The 18,282-nt window shown below is 67.7% G+C and carries 17 protein-coding genes; 8 read left to right on the top strand and 9 right to left on the bottom strand.

What is annotated here, in order from left to right:
* The first annotated feature begins 401 nt into the window (after positions 1-401).
* From Bsp3421_RS28860 to Bsp3421_RS28850, 3 genes are all read left to right on the top strand, one after another.
* Entirely contained in the window at positions 402-2,681 is a 2,280-nt protein-coding gene (locus Bsp3421_RS28860) for a galactose oxidase-like domain-containing protein (protein WP_273999477.1), read from the top strand.
* A 107-nt stretch (positions 2,682-2,788) separates the two neighbouring features.
* Entirely contained in the window at positions 2,789-3,127 is a 339-nt protein-coding gene (locus Bsp3421_RS28855) for a hypothetical protein (RefSeq protein ID WP_273999475.1), read from the top strand.
* 511 nt (positions 3,128-3,638) lie between these two features.
* Positions 3,639-4,946, top strand: a complete 1,308-nt coding sequence (locus Bsp3421_RS28850; RefSeq protein ID WP_273999473.1) for a solute carrier family 23 protein — start codon at positions 3,639-3,641, stop codon at positions 4,944-4,946.
* 12 nt (positions 4,947-4,958) lie between these two features.
* Here Bsp3421_RS28850 and Bsp3421_RS28845 read toward each other — a convergent pair whose 3' ends face one another.
* Positions 4,959-5,840 (bottom strand): transcriptional regulator GcvA, encoded by an 882-nt coding sequence (locus Bsp3421_RS28845; RefSeq protein WP_273999472.1) that lies wholly within the window; start codon positions 5,838-5,840, stop codon positions 4,959-4,961.
* Between the two features lie 98 nt (positions 5,841-5,938).
* Between Bsp3421_RS28845 and Bsp3421_RS28840 the strand changes: the two genes are divergently transcribed.
* Entirely contained in the window at positions 5,939-6,520 is a 582-nt protein-coding gene (locus Bsp3421_RS28840) for a chromate transporter (RefSeq protein WP_273999471.1), read from the top strand.
* Positions 6,517-7,047: a chromate transporter gene (locus Bsp3421_RS28835; RefSeq protein WP_273999470.1), complete on the top strand. Its 531-nt coding sequence runs from the start codon at positions 6,517-6,519 to the stop codon at positions 7,045-7,047. Before Bsp3421_RS28840 ends, Bsp3421_RS28835 begins: the two co-directional genes overlap by 4 nt.
* A gap of 61 nt (positions 7,048-7,108) precedes the next feature.
* Here the strand turns inward: Bsp3421_RS28835 and Bsp3421_RS28830 are convergent, their stop codons facing one another.
* Positions 7,109-7,837: a sulfite exporter TauE/SafE family protein gene (locus tag Bsp3421_RS28830; RefSeq protein WP_273999469.1), complete on the bottom strand. Its 729-nt coding sequence runs from the start codon at positions 7,835-7,837 to the stop codon at positions 7,109-7,111.
* Between the two features lie 123 nt (positions 7,838-7,960).
* Between Bsp3421_RS28830 and Bsp3421_RS28825 the strand changes: the two genes are divergently transcribed.
* The gene (locus Bsp3421_RS28825; RefSeq protein ID WP_273999467.1) at positions 7,961-8,842 is read left to right on the top strand and encodes a LysR substrate-binding domain-containing protein; all 882 of its coding nucleotides are present in this window, start codon (positions 7,961-7,963) and stop codon (positions 8,840-8,842) included.
* Between the two features lie 10 nt (positions 8,843-8,852).
* Here the strand turns inward: Bsp3421_RS28825 and phnY are convergent, their stop codons facing one another.
* The 5 genes from phnY to Bsp3421_RS28800 all read right to left on the bottom strand — a co-directional run bounded on the left by phnY (position 8,853) and on the right by Bsp3421_RS28800 (position 14,360).
* Positions 8,853-10,325 (bottom strand): phosphonoacetaldehyde dehydrogenase, encoded by a 1,473-nt coding sequence (phnY, locus tag Bsp3421_RS28820; RefSeq protein WP_273999465.1) that lies wholly within the window; start codon positions 10,323-10,325, stop codon positions 8,853-8,855.
* 31 nt (positions 10,326-10,356) lie between these two features.
* Positions 10,357-11,208, bottom strand: a complete 852-nt coding sequence (locus tag Bsp3421_RS28815; RefSeq protein WP_443111604.1) for a TauD/TfdA dioxygenase family protein — start codon at positions 11,206-11,208, stop codon at positions 10,357-10,359.
* A complete protein-coding gene (gene aepY, locus Bsp3421_RS28810) occupies positions 11,174-12,385 on the bottom strand; it encodes a phosphonopyruvate decarboxylase (RefSeq protein ID WP_273999462.1) in 1,212 nt (403 codons plus the stop codon). The genes Bsp3421_RS28815 and aepY overlap by 35 nt, the downstream gene beginning before the upstream one ends.
* A gap of 1 nt (position 12,386) precedes the next feature.
* Complete coding sequence (gene aepX, locus Bsp3421_RS28805) at positions 12,387-13,298, bottom strand: phosphoenolpyruvate mutase (protein ID WP_274004398.1); 912 nt, start codon at positions 13,296-13,298, stop codon at positions 12,387-12,389.
* 726 nt (positions 13,299-14,024) lie between these two features.
* Positions 14,025-14,360, bottom strand: coding sequence for a hypothetical protein (locus tag Bsp3421_RS28800; protein WP_273999461.1), 336 nt, complete (start codon positions 14,358-14,360; stop codon positions 14,025-14,027).
* Between the two features lie 226 nt (positions 14,361-14,586).
* On the opposite strand from Bsp3421_RS28800, the gene Bsp3421_RS28795 reads away from it, so the two are divergent.
* On the top strand, positions 14,587-15,270 hold the full coding sequence (locus Bsp3421_RS28795) for a YoaK family protein (protein WP_273999459.1): 684 nt from the start codon (positions 14,587-14,589) through the stop codon (positions 15,268-15,270).
* Positions 15,271-15,446: 176 nt separating this feature from the next.
* A complete protein-coding gene (locus tag Bsp3421_RS28790) occupies positions 15,447-16,580 on the top strand; it encodes a porin (RefSeq protein ID WP_273999458.1) in 1,134 nt (377 codons plus the stop codon).
* A 95-nt stretch (positions 16,581-16,675) separates the two neighbouring features.
* On the opposite strand, the gene Bsp3421_RS28785 is transcribed toward Bsp3421_RS28790, so the two are convergent.
* Positions 16,676-17,482 (bottom strand): hypothetical protein, encoded by an 807-nt coding sequence (locus Bsp3421_RS28785; RefSeq protein WP_273999457.1) that lies wholly within the window; start codon positions 17,480-17,482, stop codon positions 16,676-16,678.
* Between the two features lie 30 nt (positions 17,483-17,512).
* A complete protein-coding gene (locus tag Bsp3421_RS28780; RefSeq protein ID WP_273999456.1) occupies positions 17,513-18,076 on the bottom strand; it encodes a hypothetical protein in 564 nt (187 codons plus the stop codon).
* Positions 18,077-18,282 lie beyond the last annotated feature (206 nt).

Raw genomic sequence — 18,282 nt, 5'->3', positions numbered from 1 at the left:
GGCGGTAAGTTTTCTGTACGCAATATGTAATATGACCAACACATCAAATTAATTTGATGTCCTACTTTGTGGGCGTGTCGGCGTTCGGCAATTCAAAGGCGCACCGGTACGGCCTGCGTCGAGCATATGCGGACTTCGTTGAACGTGACGGTTTCCCGTGATGGCTCATGACGTTCAGGCGGGTCGGTCGGCAACGCCGGGAGAAAAATTGTCGGGTAGAAAAAGACCGCGTGAGGACTGCTTGAATTCTTGACGCGTGGTTGATCCTGGATGCTTGAGCGACGTCATCCCAAGAATGAAAGCGCCGATCATTGACGATGAATCGTGGATGCTGATTGAGCAGGATTTCCGAGCCGCCTATTATGAACAACAGACCCAATTTCAAGAGAAGGCGCGTCGTGATGGCAGCCGGGCTGACTGCATCGGGCGTCGCAACCGCCGCCCTGCTCGGAACGGCACAGGGCAATGCGCAGCGTGGTGGAACCGCATCGCAGAACCCGGGCGGAGGGATTCCGGAGCAGGGCGATTCGATCCGAGGCGTTTTTTCGCCGGTCGTGAATTGGCCGTTCATTCCGATTCACGCGGTGATGACCAAGGACGGCCGCGTTCTGACCTACGGCAGCACCAAGCAGGGATTTCAGTCGGGGATGTTCTTCTACGATGTGTGGTCCCCCTTCCTGGGCACGGGTCCAGGTGCGCATCAGACGTTGCCGAACACGACCCAGGTCGATCTTTTCTGCAGCTCGCAACTCAATCTGGCCGACGGCACGGTCGGCATTTTTGGCGGCGACGTCACGGTCGGGACCAGCGACGGCACCGGCTACTCGACCAACGCCGCCACCAATTCATCGATCACGATCTACAACCCGGCCGCGTCGGATGCGAAGCAGCAGCTGCTCAAGCAGAACAGCGCGATGCTGCTGCCCAGGTGGTATTCCACCGCGACGGTATTGCCGAACAACGAAATCTATCTGCAGGGCGGCACGGGCGGCAATAGCTATCCCGAGATCCGGGGCGTGCCGGACGGCGCGCATCGCCTGCTGAACGGTGCTTATACAGGCGGTTACGACGACTGGTATCCGCGCAACTTCGTCGGCCCGAACGGCAAGATCTTCGGCAAATCCGGCGCGAGGTTCTTCGAGGTCGACACCCGAGGAAACGGCTCCGTCCGGACGTTGAACAGCGCGGCGCCTTACAACCCGTTTGCCGCCGGCAGCCGCGGCGAGGCGGTCGTGATGTTCGCCCCGGGCCGGATCCTGGTGGTCGGCACGGGCGGCGACGCCCGTACCGCCAGCGTGATCGACATCAACCGGATGGAGGCGTCGGGCTCCGGGGCGTCGTCGACGCCGAGCGCCGTTCCGACCGTCGTGTCGACGTCGAAGCTGAAGCGCCCGCGGACCTGGGGACATGCGACCGTGCTGCCGAACGGCCAGGTGTTCGTCAACGGGGGATCGCTGGGGTACAACGAGCTGGCGACGAGCAGCTATACCTCCGAGCTTTACGAGCCCGCGACCAATACCTGGACGGACGGCGCCGTCGCGGCGCATTCGCGGATGTATCACGCCACCTCGTTGCTGCTGGCCGACGGCACCGTGCTGACGGGCGGCGGCGGGGCCAGTACGCCGACCTATCCCGGCCCCGAGTTTCCCGCCAACACCCATGCGGAGATCTACTATCCGCCCTACCTGTTCAACGCGGACGGCACGCGCGCGACGCGCCCGGCGATCGATTCGGCGCCGCTGACGGCAACGGCCGGCGGCGTGCTCACGCTGACGTCGGCCGACGCCGGCTCGATCAAACGCATCACGCTGGTGAAGACCGGGTCGACGACGCATTCGTTCAACATGGAGCAGCGCTTCATCGAGCTGGCGTTCGTGCAGCAGGGCGTGAAGCTGGATGCGGCCTTGACCAACGACAGGCATCAGTTCACACCGGGCATGTACATGGTTTTCGTGATCAACGCGAACGGCGTGCCGTCCGAGGCGAGCCTCGTGCGGATCGATCCGAGCCCGACGCTCGCCGCGACGGCAACCCGGACGCTGCGCATCATGCCCTTGGGCGACGCGCTGACGTACGGCTATATCAATCTGCCGGGGACGAACTACTCGGGTTATCGCGCGCCTTTGCAGGAATTGCTGGCGCAGAAGACGCTCAACTATCAGTTCGTCGGTTCGATCTATCCGGGCAACGGCGTCTACGGCATCGATACTCATCACGAAGGTCATCCGGGCATGCTGATCGGCGACATGACGGCGTACGCCGGGAATTGGGTGAGAACCGCGAAGCCCGGCTTTGTCCTGTTGCAAATGGGTTTCACCGACATGCTGACCAACTACCAGGTCGACACCGCGCCGGCGAGGCTGGGGAAGCTCGTGGATACGATTCGCGCGGCCGCGCCCGGCGTGAAGATCGTCTTGTCGACGCTCGCGCCGACCCCGGATGCGGCAACGCAAGCCCGCATCGGCCGGTTCAATGCCCAGGTGGTCGGCTTGGCGAACAGCGCAGCGGCGCAATATGGGGATGTGTTCCTGGTCGACGCCGCCACGCTGGTTCCCAAGATCGGGGTGGACTACTACGACGCGCTCTATCCCAACGACGCCGGCCACCGGAAACTCGCGGGCATCTGGCTGGACGGCATCGTGCGCGCCTTGCAATCGACCTCGGCGTCGAAACCCGCGTGAGACCGCAGCGACGAGCCCGGCGATGTCGTCCGCCGTCCTCGGCGAACGGCCTGGACGGCGTGCGTCCGGCGCGTTTTCCAACCCGGATACTTTGGAACAGGACCATCATGCGTGCGATCTCGATACTATTCGCGGCGAGTATCGGCTGTGCCTCAGGTGCGCAGGCGAGCGAGCTTCAGGCGCAGGCGCCGGCAACGAAGGGGGAGGCGCCCGTTGCCCCGGACGCTGTCCGGCGGGATCGCGCGATCGTGGAGATCAAGAAGCGTTTCAATGCGGCCGCGGACCCGATCACGCATCGCATGACGTTGATGCAGGCCCGGCAGAACGGGTGGAACGGTATTGCCGAACATTTCAGTGAAATCGATCAATCCGGGAGCGGCTCGGTCAGTTTCGACGACGTTGCCCAATACCTCAGAAATCGGCGGCATCCAGCGTTCGCCAATTGATACGCCGCTCCCTGTCGAGCCGCGCCGCGTCGCCGATCCTGAGAGGGGCGGCGCGGTGAGCGTTGAAATCGCTCCATAGCGGCCATCGGTTCGCGCGTGAACGACCGCGCGCGGAATAGCCGCCGGCCCGCCCGGGGACGCGCGCGGCGCATGCGTGGCCTTCGCGACCGGCGCCTCGGCCCGATTCGCCGGTGTCTCGCGCCCAAGCGCCGCCTGCTGCGCCGGCTTGCCCCGCGCGACATCCCCGCGGCGTCCGGAATACGTCGGCGGCGTGCCGGGTCGCGCCCGCTCCTGCTTCCTTGTCGCCGATCAACCGCGGGTTGACGGCGCCGCGACCGGGCGTCCGTCCCGGCTCCGGGTTCCCGGCCCGCCCACCCGCCGCCGCCCTCCCTCGGGCGGGTTCGATCCAGCTTGTCAGCGCCGGGCGCGCTCCGTACACTCGCGCCTGACTTTTCGGCCGGCGCGCCGCGCGCCGGCGTTCCCGACCCGGCAGACCACTGGAGATCCCGCGATGGCCGATTCCTATTTCCCGCGCTGGCGCTTGCAGGCGCGCGGCGACGCGCACCGCGTCGTCGGCCCCGACGAGCGCCTGTCCTGGCCGCAGATGGTGGCGATGGGCGTGCAGCACGTGGTCGCGATGTTCGGTTCGACCGTGCTCGCGCCGCTGCTGATGGGCTTCGACCCGAATCTGTGCATCTTCATGTCCGGCGTCGGCACGCTGTTGTTCTTCGTGCTCGTGGGCGGGCGCGTGCCCAGCTACCTCGGCTCCAGCTTCGCGTTCATCGGCCTCGTGATCGCGGTGACGGGCTACGGCGGGTCCGGCCCGAACCTCGCGATCCCGGTCGCGCTCGGCGGGATCATCGCGTGCGGCGTGGTCTACATGGCGATCGGCCTGATCGTGTCGGCGCTCGGCACCCGCTGGATCGAAACGCTGATGCCGCCCGTCGTCACCGGCGCGATCGTCGCGGTGATCGGCCTCAATCTCGCCCCGGTCGCGGTCAAGGGCGTGAGCGGCTCGAGCTTCGATTCGACGATGGCGCTCGTCACCGTGCTGTGCGTGGGCGGCGTCGCGGTGTTCGCACGCGGCATGCTGCAGCGCCTCCTGATCCTGGTCGGCCTCGCGATCGCCTACCTGATCTATGCGGTGACCACCAACGGCTTCGGGCTCGGCAAGCCGATCGACTTCTCGATCGTCGCGCACGCCGCCTGGTTCGGCGTGCCGCATTTCACCGCGCCGGTGTTCGATCCGCGCGCGATGCTGCTGCTCGCGCCGATCGCGGTGATCCTGGTCGCCGAGAATCTCGGCCACCTGAAGGCGGTCGGCGCGATGACGGGGCACAGCCTCGACCGCTACGTCGGCCGCGCGTTCATCGGCGACGGGCTCGCGACCATCGTGTCGGGCAGCGTCGGCGGCACGGGCGTGACGACCTACGCCGAGAACATCGGCGTGATGGCGGTCACGCGCATCTATTCGACGCTGGTGTTCGTGGTCGCCGCGCTGATCGCGATCGTGCTCGGCTTCTCGCCGAAGTTCGGCGCGGTGATCCAGACGATTCCGGGCCCGGTGCTGGGCGGCGTGTCGATCGTCGTGTTCGGCCTGATCGCGGTCACCGGCGCGCGCATCTGGGTGGTCAACAAGGTCGATTTCTCGGACAACCGCAACCTGATCGTCGCCGCGGTCACGCTGGTGCTCGGCGCGGGCGACTTCTCGCTGAAGTTCGGCGGCTTCGCGCTCGGCGGGATCGGCACCGCGACGTTCGGCGCGATCCTGCTGTACGCGCTGCTGCGCAGGGAAAAGGAGCCCGGCCCGGTGCTGTGAGCGCGGGCCGCCTCAGGTGCTCGCCGCCTGCGCTTCGAGCCACGCGCAGAAGCGGCTGACGAGCGGCTCGTCGGCCAGCTCGCGCCGCGCGATCCACCAGTAGCTGCGGGTCGCGATGCGCGGCCCGTCGAGCGGCGTGACGAGCCGGCCGCCCGCCAGTTCGTCGGCGATCATCGGCAGCGGGCCGAGCGCCACGCCAAGTCCGTCCACCGCCGCCTGCAGCGCGAGATAGAAGTGGTCGAACGACTGCTTCTTGCGGCCCTTCATCGGCACGCCGGCGGCGGCGAACCAGTCGCGCCACGCCTCGGGGCGCGTGTCGGAATGCAGCAGCACGTGGCGCGCGAGATCCTGCGCGTTCGCGATCGGCGCGCGCTTGAGCAGCGCGGGGCTGCACACCGGAATCACGCTTTCGTCGAGAAACCGCCCGCTCGCGCAGTTCGGCCAGCGCGCCGGGCCGCGCCGGATCGCGACGTCGAACGCGTCGAGCGCGGCCGGCGGCGCGTTCGAGGTCGACAGCTTCAGCTCCACGTTGGGCGCTTCGCGCTGAAAGCGGCTCAGGCGCGGCAGCAGCCATTTCATCGCGAAGGTCGGCAACGCATTGATGCGCAGCACGCGCGTCTCGCCGGTGCGGCGCAGCTGCTCGGTCGCGCTCTCGAGATTGTCGAAGGCCATCTCGACCGCGGCGAGATAGCGGCGGCCTTCGTCGGTGAGCGACACGCGCCTGCCGTGGCGATGGAACACCGGCTTGCCGAGCCAGCTCTCGAACGCGGCGATCTGCCGGCTGATGGCGCCGTGAGTCACATGCAGCTCGTCGCCGGCGGCGCTGAAGCTTTCATGTCTTGCGGCGGCCTCGAAGGCGCGCAGCGCGGGGAATGGGGGCAGGACGCGGGTCATGCTTGTGATTCTAGATCACAAGGCGGCGTCGAAATAATCGTTTTGCCGCGTGCGCGAAGCGGCGTAATCTCGGTGCCGGACGATTACCGAGGACTCCCATGCAAGTGCCTTCTTCCGATGCGCGCGCCGGCCGCCGCCCCGTCGGCTGCGCCGAACTCTTCATCGGGTTTCTCAGCCTCGGCCTGATGTCGTTCGGCGGCGCGCTGCCGTTTGCGCGCCGCACGATCGTCGAGGAGCGCCGCTGGCTCAGCGCGGACGAATTCACCGACCTGCTCGGCCTGTGCCAGTTCCTGCCCGGCGGCAACGTGATCAACCTGTCGGTGGCGGTCGGCATGCGCTTTCGCGGCGTGCCGGGCGCGCTCGCGGGGCTGCTCGGCCTGATCGCCGGCCCCACCCTGGTGGTCGTCGGGCTCGGCGTGCTGTATGCGAAGACCCAGAGCGATCCGCGCGTGCAGCACCTGTTCGGCGGCCTGGCCGCCGCGGCCGCCGGCCTGCTGATCGCGATGGCCGTGAAGGTCGTGAAGCCGCTGCGCCGTGCGCGCGCCGGCGCGTGCGTCGCGGCGCTCGCGTTCGCGGCGATCGCGCTGCTGCGCCTGCCGCTCCTCACCACGATGCTCGTGCTCACGCCGCTCAGCATCTGGCTCGCGGCGCGCCGCGACGCGGCGGGAGCGGCGCGATGAACGCCACCTTGCTCGCGCTCGCGCATATCTTCACCGAGCTGTCGCTGCTCGCGTTCGGCGGCGGCAATACGATCCTGCCGGAGATGCAGCGGCAGGTGGTCGACGTGCACGGCTGGATGAGCGCGCAGGAATTCACCGCGCTGTTCGCGCTCGCGCAGGCCGCGCCCGGACCGAACATGATGATCGTGCCGCTGGTCGGCTGGCATGTCGCGGGCTGGCCCGGGCTCTTCGTGTCGTCGCTCGCGAAGTTCGGGCCGTCGTCGCTCGTGACGATCGGCGCGCTGCACGCATGGGAGCGCTTCAAGGACCGACCGTGGCGGCGCTACGTGCAGCTCGGCATGATGCCCGTGACGGCGGGGCTCGTGGCCGCGAGCGCGGCCCTGATCACCGAGGCCTCGAATCGCAGTGCGGTGCAGTGGGGCATCACCGCGCTGTGCGCCGCGCTCGCCTACCGCACGCGGATCCATCCGCTGTGGCTGCTCGCGGGCGGCGCGCTCGTCGGCCTGCTGGCCGGCCTGATCGGTTGAGCGCGAGGCGCCGGGAAACGCCCGCGCAATGAAAGGCGATGCCGGGCGTGCTTGCGCTGCGCTAACGTATCGCGCCCCACAGCATGGTGGTGCCCGCGGACAGCATCACGAGGTCGAGCAGCGTATGGAACGCGTTGACCGACAGGCGTTGCAGCACCGCCTTGCCGACGGAAATGCCGGCCGACAGCGACAGCCCGACCAGCACGCCCTTGGCCACGACGTCGAGCGGCAGGCCGCCCAGCTGCTCGAACGCGGCGAGCTTGCCGGCGTACACCACGAGCGAGGCGGCGGCTTCGGTGGCGAGCAGGCCGCCCTTGACGAGGCCGTACGCGGAGAAGATCGGCAGCGTCAGCGGGCCGGTCGAGAACACGATGCCCGTCAGGTAGCCGACCAGCGCACCCGCGATGAACAGCTGCCAGGCCGTGAGCGTGACGTGGCGCCGGCTGGCGAAGCGCCGATAGGGAATCATCGCGAGGAAGAACACCCCGAGCGCGCAGTCCACCCACTGCGGCTTGAGCATCCACAGCGTATGCGCGCCGAGCGCGGCCGCCGGCGCGGCGGCCGCCGCGTAGACGAGGCAGGCGCGCCAGGCGATGTCCCGCCGCCAGACGTAGACGCGCGAGACATTGCCGAGCACGGCGGCGATCGCCATGATCGGAATCGCCTGCCGCGGACCGAAATAGAACACCAGCGGCGGCAGCAACATGATCGATGCGCCGGTCCCGATCACGCCGCTGACGACGCCCGCGGTGACGCCGATGAGCACGATGAGCAGGTAGGGCAGCAGCATGGGGATTGCCTCGTCGAATACGCGCCGTGACGCGGGAGCCGGCCGGCCATACTAGCCAATCGACGCGTGACGCTGCGTGATAAAATTTCGCTCGTCCGTGACTTTTCAGAAAGCTCCTCCGACATGGCCGAACTTCCTCCGCTGGCCGCGATACGGACGTTCCTGGTGGCGTGTCGCGCGGGCAGCTTCTCGGCGGCCGCCGACGAGCTGTGCGTGACGCACAGCGCGGTCAGCCGGCAAATCCAGACCCTCGAATCCCGGCTCGGCCTGCGTCTGTTCGAGAAAGACGGGCAGCGGATGGTGCCGACCGTGCACGCGCGGGCCTTCGCGCAGGAACTGGACGGCGCGTTCGACGCGCTTACCGACATCGTCGAGCGCTATGGCAAGGGGCGCGCGCGGCAGGTGCTGCGCGTCAGCGTGCCGACCACCTTCGGCATGCGCTGGCTGATTCCGCGCCTCGTCACGTTCCGCGTCGACCATCCCGACGCCACGATCCAGGTCCTCACCGTCACGACCCAGCAGCAGCCGAACGGCGGCCACTGCGACGTCGCGATCCGCCGCGAGGACCTGCTCTTCAATCCCGCCTCCGCCGTCCGCTTCCTGAGCGACCACCACACGGTGATCGCGTCGCCGTCGCTGCTGGCGGAGCGCCCGCTGCGCCACCCCGCCGACCTGATCGACCATACGCTGCTCGAAACGGAGACCCGTCCGCGCCACTGGGACGACTGGTTCGCGGCGGCGCAGCTCGACGGGCAACGCTTCGCGAACCGGCTGCGCTTCGATCATTTCCACGTGACCTTCCAGGGAGTCGTCGACGAACTCGGCGTGGGCATCGGTCCCGTCGTCACGCTGAGCCGCGACATCGCGAGCGGCCGCATCGTCGCGCCGTTCGACGCGATCCGCGTCGCGCATCACGATTACTACGCGATCACGCCGATCGGCATCCAGAAGACCGTGCTGCACCGTCGCTTCGAGGACTGGCTCGTCGCGAACGGCGCGGCATGACGCATGCGCCTCACGCCGCGAGCGACGGCCCGAGGGTGTCCCACGGCAGCGAATAGGTCTTCAGGTTGGTGAAGTTCTTGAGCGCCTCCTGCATGCCCTCCTTGCCGCCGAGCCCCGAATCCTTGACGCCGCCGAACGGCGTGCTCTCGAGCCGGAAGCCGGGCACTTCCCAGACGTTGACGGTGCCGACGTCGAGATTGCCGATCAGGCGCGTGATGTAGTCGAGACGGTTCGTGCAGACGCCGGACGACAGGCCGTAGCGCGTGCTGTTCGCGATCGCGATCGCCTCGTCGAGTCCCGAGAACGGAATGACGGGCGAGACCGGGCCGAAGGTTTCCTGCTGGACCAGGGGCAGGTCGGGCGCGACCCGATCGAGCACGGTCGGCGCGTAGGCCGCGCCGTCGCGCCGGTGCCCGGTCAACACGCGGGCGCCCGCCGCGACGGCATCGTTGACGCGCGCCTCGCATTCGCGCGCGGCCGCTTCGTCGATCAGCGTGCCGATGTCGACGGTCTCGTCGAGCGGGTCGCCGATCTTCCAGCCGGCGCTGTGCTCGACCAGCAGCGCGGTGAAGCGGGCCGCCACGGTGCGCTCGACGAGGATGCGCTTGACCGCCGTGCAACGCTGGCCCGAGTTCTTGTAGGAGCCCTTGGCGGCCAGCCGCGCCGCGCGTTCGAGGTCGGCGTCCTCCATCACGATCAGCGGATCGTTGCCGCCCAGCTCGAGCACGGTGCGCCGGTAGCCCGCCTGGCTCGCGATCCGCTTGCCGACCGCGACGCTGCCGGTGAAGGCGACCACCTCGACATACTCGTTGGCGAGGAACTCGGCGCCCACCTCCGCCGGTGCGCCGACCACGACGTCGAACATCGGCTCCGGCAGGCCCGCGTCGCGCAGCAGGTCGAGCAGGTACAGCGCGGACAGCGGCGTCTTTTCCGAGGGCTTCACCACGATCCGATTGTTCGACGCGATGGCCGGACAGATCTTGTGCGCGACCTGGTTCATCGGATGGTTGAACGGCGTGATCGCCGCGATCACGCCGCGCAGCGGCTCGCGCACCGTGAAGATCTTGCGCCGCTCGGACGCGCTCGCGTGGTCGCACGAGAACGTCTGGCTGTCGTCGCGGTTCAGCTCGGTGATGGCCGCCTGCATCACGCCGATCACGCGCTCCACTTCATACAGCGTGTCCTTGACGCACAGGCCGGATTCGAGCGTGATGAGGCGCGCGGCGTCGCGCTGCTCCGCGTGCAGCAGCTGGATCGCCCGCTCGAAGATCGCGATCCGCGCGTGCCGGCTCAAGCCGCTCGTGAAGCCGTGCGCGCGCGCGAGCCGGCCGCGGATCTCGTCGATGCCGTCGAGCGGCAGTTCGGCCAGGAGCGCGCCGTCGTACGGATGACGGACCGCGAGCGGGCGGCGCGCGGCGGGCGACGTGCGGCGGTCGAGCGCGCGCGCGACGCGGCGCAGCGCCGGGTTGGGATGAGCAATCATGGGGCCTCGATGGAATGGGGGGAGCGGCCGTTCACAGCGGGCGCGCGGGATCCGCCTGGACCTGGGTGCGCCACATCAACCGCCGCGCCGCTTCGTCGAACGCGTCGCGCCGGTGCATCGTGCAGCGGTTGTCCCAGATCATGATGTCGCCGACCTCCCAGCGCTGGCTCCAGGTCATGCCGTCGAGCCGGGTGTAGCGCCACAGCTCGTCGAGCAGCGCCTCCGATTCGGCGACCGGCAGGCCGACCACGTAGGCGTTCAGCCGCCGCCCGAGATAGAGGTACGGGCGCATCGTGACGGGATGGACGCGCACGAGCGGATGGACCGATCCGGGGCAGGTCGTGACGTCCACCACCGAGTCGAAGCCGTAGCGCAGCTCGCCGACCGCCGTGTAGCTGCGGTCGTGCTTGATCGACAGGCGCTCGATGCGGCTGCGCAAGGCCGGCGGCAGGGCCTCGTAGACCCGGTACATGTTCATGAACTCGGTGTTGCCGCCGGACGCGGGAACCTCGATCGCGTACAGGATGCTGGCGATGGGCGGCACGTCGGTGTAGCACATGTCGGTATGCCAGTACGCTTCCTTCGCGCCCAGGTGGCCGATCGCCTCGCCGTTCTCCTTGATGTTCGAGACGATCATCAGCTCGGGCAGATCCTCGCGCGAGGTCAGCTTGCGTTCCTGATTCAGCGCGCGCTCGGGCGTGCCGAGGATCCGGCTGAACTCGACGAAGGCGGCCATGTCGAGCCGCTGCTGCCGGAGCCGGCAGATGCCGCCCGCGTGCCAGGCGTCGACCAGGGTGCGCGCGGCCTCGGGATCGCGCGGAAAGTGCGTGCCGAAGCCGTAGATCTCGCTACCGAGTGCATTGGACAGCTGCTTGTATGCGATCGTCTTGCGGATGGGGGTGTCGATCATCGTGAACTCCCTGGCTGGAAAGGAATTGCATGAAATGCTGCTTGTTCTCGACGGGCGCGGTGCGCGGCCGGCCGAGATCGCTTCGGTAGCCCGGCCGGCACAGCGCCTCGATGAACGCGCTCTCGTGCGCGTCGTTCGCATGCCGCAGCGCGGCGGCCAGCTCGGCCGGCGTGGCGGCGGTCCGGCTGAACGCATAGCCGCACGCGCCGGCGATGTGCGCGAGCCGCAGGCGCGCGGCCAGCGTGGGCTGGGCCCCCACCGAGTCGTGCACGCCGTTGTTGATCACCACGTGGGTCAGGTTCGGCGCGCCCGCGCAGTACGCGAGGCCGCCCATGTGCATCAGCAGCGCGCCGTCGCCGTCGATGCAGACCACCGGCTGGTCCGGCCGCGCCAGCGCGATGCCCGTCGCGATCTGCGACGCATGGCCCATGCCGCCGACCGTGAGGAAGTCGCGCGCGTGCGACTGGCCGAGCCGCTCGCGCAGTTCGTACAGCTCGCGCGACGCCATGCCGGTGGTCGCGACGATCGCCGCGTCGGCGCCGATCTCGTCGACGATCAGCGCGATCGCCTGCTCGCGCGTCATGCGCGGATCGATGGCCTGGTGCGGCGCGCGCGCGCGAGGCGGCGCGGGGTCGAAGGCATCCTTGCGGACCACCAGCGCGACCGGGCGCGACTGCTGCCGCGCGTCTTCCAGCAGACGCCGGATCGCGGCCGGATCGTCATGCGCGCCGTCGAGCACCAGGTAGGGAATCGACAGCGTATCGAGCAGCGCCAACGTGATCCGGCCTTGCTGGCGATGCTGGGGTTCGTCGTGCGTCTGCGTGCCGTCGGCGGCCAGTTCGGCGCGCCAGCCGACGATCAGCACGAGCGGAACGCCGTACACCGCCGGGTCGGCGAGCGACACGAGCGGATTGATCGCATTGCCGAGCCCGGAGTTCTGCAGATAGACCGCGGCCAGCTCGCCGGTGGCGAGATGGTGGCCGATCGCGAGGCCGATCGCGCCGCCCTCGCTGGCCGCGATCAGGTGGCGCAACGGGGCGCATGCTTCGTTCAGCTGATTGCACAGGGGTTTCAGCAGGGAATCGGGCACGCCGACGGCGAGGCTCACCCGGGCCTCGACCAGCGCCCCGATCAGGAGATGTGGGCTCATGTCAGGCGGTTCCGGGAACGAGCTTCAGGATTTCGTTGATGGGCAGGCAGTGCGGCTCGACCTCGAGGGTCCGGCCGTGGGCGAGGATGCCTTCCGCCACCGAGAGCATGGCCGGGTAGGCCGCGCGCAGCAGGTGGTTGGCATAGATGACGACGCTGAAGTGGCGGGCCAGCTCCGCGAACGAAATGGCGTTGAAGCTGGTCGGGACGCAGACCAGGTATGCGCGTTGCCCGAGTGCGCGAAAGCGCTCGGCGAACTCGATGACCTCGTCGGCGCTGGTGCGGCGGCTGTGAATCATGATGCCGTCCGCGCCCGCCTCGCAGTAGGCGACGGCGCGTTCGAGCGCATCCTGCATGCCCTTGTCGAGGATCAGGCTCTCGATGCGGGCGATGATCTGAAAATCGCGGGTGATCTGCGCGGCCTTGCCGATCCGGATCTTGTCGCAGAAGTTGTCGATCGAATCCTGGTACTGGATGACCTCGTTGCCGAGCAGCGAGTTCTTCTTCAGCCCGGTCTTGTCCTCGATGATGACGGCCGACACGCCCGCGCGTTCCAGCAGTTGAACATTCAGCGAGAAATGCTCCGGCTTGCCGCCGGTATCGCCGTCGATGATCAAGGGCTTGGTCGTGACGTCGAAGATGTGCTGAATGTTGGACAGGCGATTCGAGATGTCGAGGATCTCGATGTCGGGCAGGCCGCGCAGCGTCGAATCGGTCAGCGAACTGGACCAGAAGCCGTCGAATTCGATGCGGTTCCCACCCGTGGCCACGTAGACGTTTTCGCTGATCACGGCGGACAGCGGACTGTGACTTTCGATGAAGCGCAAGGGGCGGCCGTGCTCCAGCAGATCCTTGAACGATCGTCGTCTCTGTTCGTTGGTAATGGTGATATTGGCTGATTCTCGGATTGGCATAATTGAACCCCTGGTTTCTAATTGCTTGTCTGGGTCGATTTCTAATTTTTGTTGTTTGTCAATTTTGTGACGATGCAATTCGCGGATACGTGATAAAAACTCACACTTCTGTGTCCGGATGGAAAGGCGGGGGAAAGATTGTGAAAAGGGCGTGATCGACCGCGCGTCGGGATGCGGGCGATGGGGGCGGGTCGGCGGATGCGCCCCGTGGCGCGGACGCGCGGCCGACCCGGCGGACGGAGATGGCGGCCGTCGGGATGTCGATCAGGCGTGCGGAAAGCGCGGATCGAAATAGGTGCGGGGGATTGTTTAGAGTTATCTTCCGGTTAAATTCCGTTTGATTCGGCGGTTTTTATTGTTGTATGAAGCCGGCTGAATCGTTTCGATCGGAATGTTTAATTCGAGGTGCGGGCCGGGAAACGATTTACCCGATAAATACACATTCCCGGAGCAAAAGATTTCGGCAAGACGCGTTGCGGGGCGGCCGACCCTGCGGCAAGCCGGGTTGATCTCTCCGGTGTTGCGCCAATGGGGAGGCCGAGGCAAAACCGATACGCGACGACGAGCCGTGGTCGCCGATCCAGGCGCTGCTGCCGGGCGGGGACGTTTCGCATGCCTGCGCCGCTTCAGGCGACTGCGCAAGCGGTTCGAACGCCTGGCGGACAGGGCGTCCGCCAGGCGTTCACGAGAATCGCGTGCTCCCTCTGTTGGCGGCCCCGCCGCCGCTCATTGCGCCCGCGCGTCGCCGTTGACGAGCCCGAGCAGCCTGCCGCGCTCCGCGTCGAGGCCGGCATCCCGCGCGGGCCAATCGAGCACATAGCCCGCGTCGAGCGAATGGCGGACGATGGTCGCGTAATCGGCCTTGTCGAGCTTGCCCGCGCGCACCGCATGCGCGACTTCGTCCTGGAGCCTCGGCAAGAAATCCGGATAGGCGGCGACGAGCGCCGCATACTGGCGCGCGTCGATCTCGCCCGATTCGCGCAGGCATGCCCAGCCGACCACGAGCACGATCGCGAGGAACGGAATGGCGGTGTAGCGCAGGAAGAACTTGGCGGGCGTCATGGCAGGGTCCAACGGTGAGTCGACGGCGGGAACGGCGGAGGCGGCCGGGTATACTGCACGGCGCCCCCGCTCCGCATGCCGGCCTCATTATAGAGGCGCACGCCCGGGGGGCGTCCCGCCGCGCGGTCCGCCGCGGCGCGCACGATGCGGCGTGCGCGCCGCGCGCCGCGCGCATCCGGCCGCCGCGCCGGTCGCGCTTCCCGCCGCACCTGGAGTCTGTCGTCTCATGGATCTGGACGCCGCGAGCCGCAACCTGACGGTCGCATCGCTGTTGACGCTGTCGGGCGGATTTCTCGACGCCTATACCTATGTCGGCCACGGCCACGTGTTCGCGAACACCATGACCGGCAACGTCGCGCTGCTCGGCATCAACCTGTCCGCGGGCAACTGGGCGCAGGCGCTGCATCATGTGCCGCCCCTCGTCGCGTTCGTGATCGCGGTGCTGGTCGCGCACCTGCTCGGCCTCGCCGCGCAGAAGGGCTGGCTCAGGCACACCGCGTTCGTCTGCCTCGTCGGCGAGATCGTGTTCCTCGCGCTCGCCTCGAGCGGCGTCGTCGCGATGTCGAGCGCATGGCTGATCCCGGGCATTTCCTTCGTCGCGACCCTGCAGACGCTGTCGTTCACGCACCTCGAAAACCTGTCGTACACGTCGGTGATGACGACCGGCAACCTGCGGCGCTCCGCGCAGAAGCTGTTCGTCGGGCTGATCCCGCGCTACGACGCGGGCGCGCTGCACGATTCGGGGCTGCTCGCCATCATCAGCGCGTGCTTTCTCGGCGGCGCGGTGCTCGGCGGCCTGCTGACGCGCGGCTTCGGCGACAGCGCGCTGTGGGGCGCGGTGGCGCTGCTCGCCGCGGCCTTCGCGGAGATCGTGCGGCGCGCGCGCCGGCGCGTCGCGACGCCCGACTAGCGCGGTCGTTGCACATCAACGACAGATCCGCACGTTCCCGCGATGACTATTTTTTTCATGCTGGCGGCTGGCCTTATGATGCTCGGCTGGTTGCGCACGCGATTCCCGCGCCGACGGCGCGTGACGGCGGCCGCGACCGGAGACGGAGACAGACACAACTAACAAAAGGAACGCTGATGAAGCAGACCAAGAAAATGGTGGGGCTGGTTGGGGGACTGACGCTGGCGATGGCCGGCCAGCATGCGCTGGCGCAAAGCTCGGTGACCTTGTGGGGCGTGGCTGACGTGAGCCTGCGCTACCTGTCGAATTCCAATGCGAACAACGACGGCCGCGTCTTCATGACCAACGGCGCGATCACCAATTCGCGCTTCGGCCTGCACGGCACGGAGGATCTCGGCAGCGGCATGAAGGCGCTGTTCAACCTCGAAAGCGGCGTGAACCTGCAGGACGGCACGCAGTCGAGCGCGTCCCGCCTGTTCAACCGCGCGGCCTATGTCGGGCTGTCGAGCCAGTACGGCACGGTCACGCTGGGCCGCCAGAAGACGGTGCTGTTCGACCTGCTCAGCGACACCTTCGATCCGCTGACCGTCGGCAACTACAACGAGAACTCGTGGCTGCCGGGCGCGCTCGGCGCGGGCCTCTACGCGGACAACGCGGTCAAGTATCGCGGCACCTTCGGCGGCCTGACGATCGGCGCGATCTATTCGTTCGGCACCGATTCGACCAATACCGGGGTGAACGGCTTCTCGGGCCAGATTCCGGGCCACCTGGGCGCGGGCAACATGTACGGCTTTTCGCTGCAGTACGTGACGGGGCCGCTCAGCGTCGCCGCCGGCATGCAGCAGAACAGCGACAACTCGAACCGCAAGCAGACCATCTATCACGCGAACGTCGTCTATGCATTCAGCACCGTGAAGGTCTACGGCGGCTACCTGCATTCGAAGGACGACACGGGCTTCGTGAACATCGCGCTGTGGCAGCAGGGCACCGCGCCCGGCATCAGCACGTTCAAGGGCACCGGCCGGATCGACGACGGCCCGTTCGCCGGCGTGAGCTGGCAGGTGAGCGCGCCGCTCACGCTGACGGGCGCGTTCTACTATGACCGCATGCGCAATGCGACGAACGCGTCGGGCCAGCTCGCCAACGGCAATCGCTATGCGATCGTCGCGCTCGCCGAGTACGCGCTGTCGAAGCGCACCGAGGTGTACGGCACGGTCGACTTCAACAAGGTGAACGGCGCGGCGACGGTGGAACTGCCGGGTCGCAGCAACCAGACGGGCGTCGCGATCGGTCTGCGCACGATCTTCTGAACGGGCGGCGCGGCTTGCCGCGCCGTGTGATGCGCCGACACCCCGGCGCCGGACGCGGTCCGGCGCCGGGGTGTTCGTTTATGCGGGGCGCGCGTTCATCTCGCCGCGAGCGCGGTGCTGCGCGCCTGCTGCGAGACCTGGGTGAGGATCTGGCTCGCCGCCGAGAAGCTCTCGTTCATGTAGATCTTCGGAAACGAGTGGCCGAGCGGATCGGTCAGCATGTGCAGGCCCAGCGAGAAGTTCGCGGGCAGCACGGTCTGCACGAGGCTCAGCCCCTTGATCACCGCGTCCGAGGACGAGGTCAGGTAGCTCGACCCGGGCAGCTGGTAGCGCGTCGCGTTGCCGACGTTCACCGTGCTGATGCGCCCTTGCGCGCGGTCGGGGCCGGTGATCAGCAGGTTGATCTCGAAGTTCGCGTACAGCGAGCCCTGCGAGTGGCCGACCAGCACGATCTTGCGGTTCTGCTGCAGGTAGGCGCGGTACTTGCTCAGGTGATCGGGCAGCTCGGGGATGTCGTTCTTCGTCAGGATGTCGATGTATTTCTGCTGGAGCGCCGCGTCCATGCCGCTCGAAGGCAAGCCGTTGCCGTCGACCGCGCGCCAGAAGTCCGACGGGCTCGATCCTTCCACCGCCTTCTGCTTGAACACCTGGTAAATGTCGCTGAAGGTGCCCTGCGTCGCGTTGTACGCGTTGCCATAGACGTAGGCGTTGCCGGTGTCGCGGGCGTTCATTTCGTTCTTCAATACCTGCAGGCTGGCGACCGCGTCGTCGAACGTGTTGTTGATGCCGTTGACGAATACGATCGCCGAGCCGGGCGCGGCGGCGGATGCCGCATGGAGCGGCGTCGGGCAGGACAGCGCGAGCAGCGAGCTGGCGAGGAAAGCGGCGGCGAACTTCTTCATGCGTGATCTCCTTCTGCGGTGGGGGAAGAATCAGTTCGGCAATGACGAAGGATCGAAGCTGCAGGCGCCCGGGCCGGGGTCGTCGAAGTACTGGCCGCCGGCGAGCGACTGGAAACGGAAGTAGGCGAGCGTGTCGGCCTCGGTGCCGAGCATCACGGCGCGCGTGTCGCGGATGCGGTCGAGCATCGCCTGCTGGTCGATGCCGGCCCGGCCCAGCACGCCCGAGGTCAGCGCGCACGCGATGCCTTTCGCGATCGCGTTGCCGGCTTCCTTGGCGTCGGCGCGGCTTTGCACGTTGTTGACGGCGAGGCTCCAGCCCGATGCGAGCTGGGTGAGCGCGGCGCGGGTCGACGCCGAGTCGGGGTAGTGGCTGGCGATGAAGTCGGTCACGCGCGGCGGCAGCGGGCGCGGCGGCGCGCCGGAGCGCGCGGGCGCGGCGGCGTCGACGCCGAAGCGGTTCGCGGCCGCGGCCTGCGCGGCCGCGGGCTCGGCGCGCGCGGCCGTCGGCGCCTCGGGGCGCGCGAGCAGGCGCGCGCCGGTCCATGCCAGGATCGCGGCGGCCAGCACGGCCGCTGCCTTGTATTGCCACCGCATGTCCCCTCCTTGTATCGCCGGTCGTGTTGTCGAGTGCCGGCTGTCACGGTCGGGGAGCCATCGAGCCCGCGCGTGGTGCACTAACCTTACGCGAATTCAATAAAGTGGAAAACCGAGGCGACACTCGAAACAGGCGCGCGCATTGATTGCACGAACGAGTGCGATGTCGCGCCTGAAGGAACGGGGACGTTACGGAGTGCGGGTGA

This window comes from Burkholderia sp. FERM BP-3421, assembly GCF_028657905.1.
GTDB lineage: Bacteria > Pseudomonadota > Gammaproteobacteria > Burkholderiales > Burkholderiaceae > Burkholderia.
Note: the sequence above shows the minus strand (reverse complement) of the source record. Positions and strands in the feature narration are given on the sequence as shown.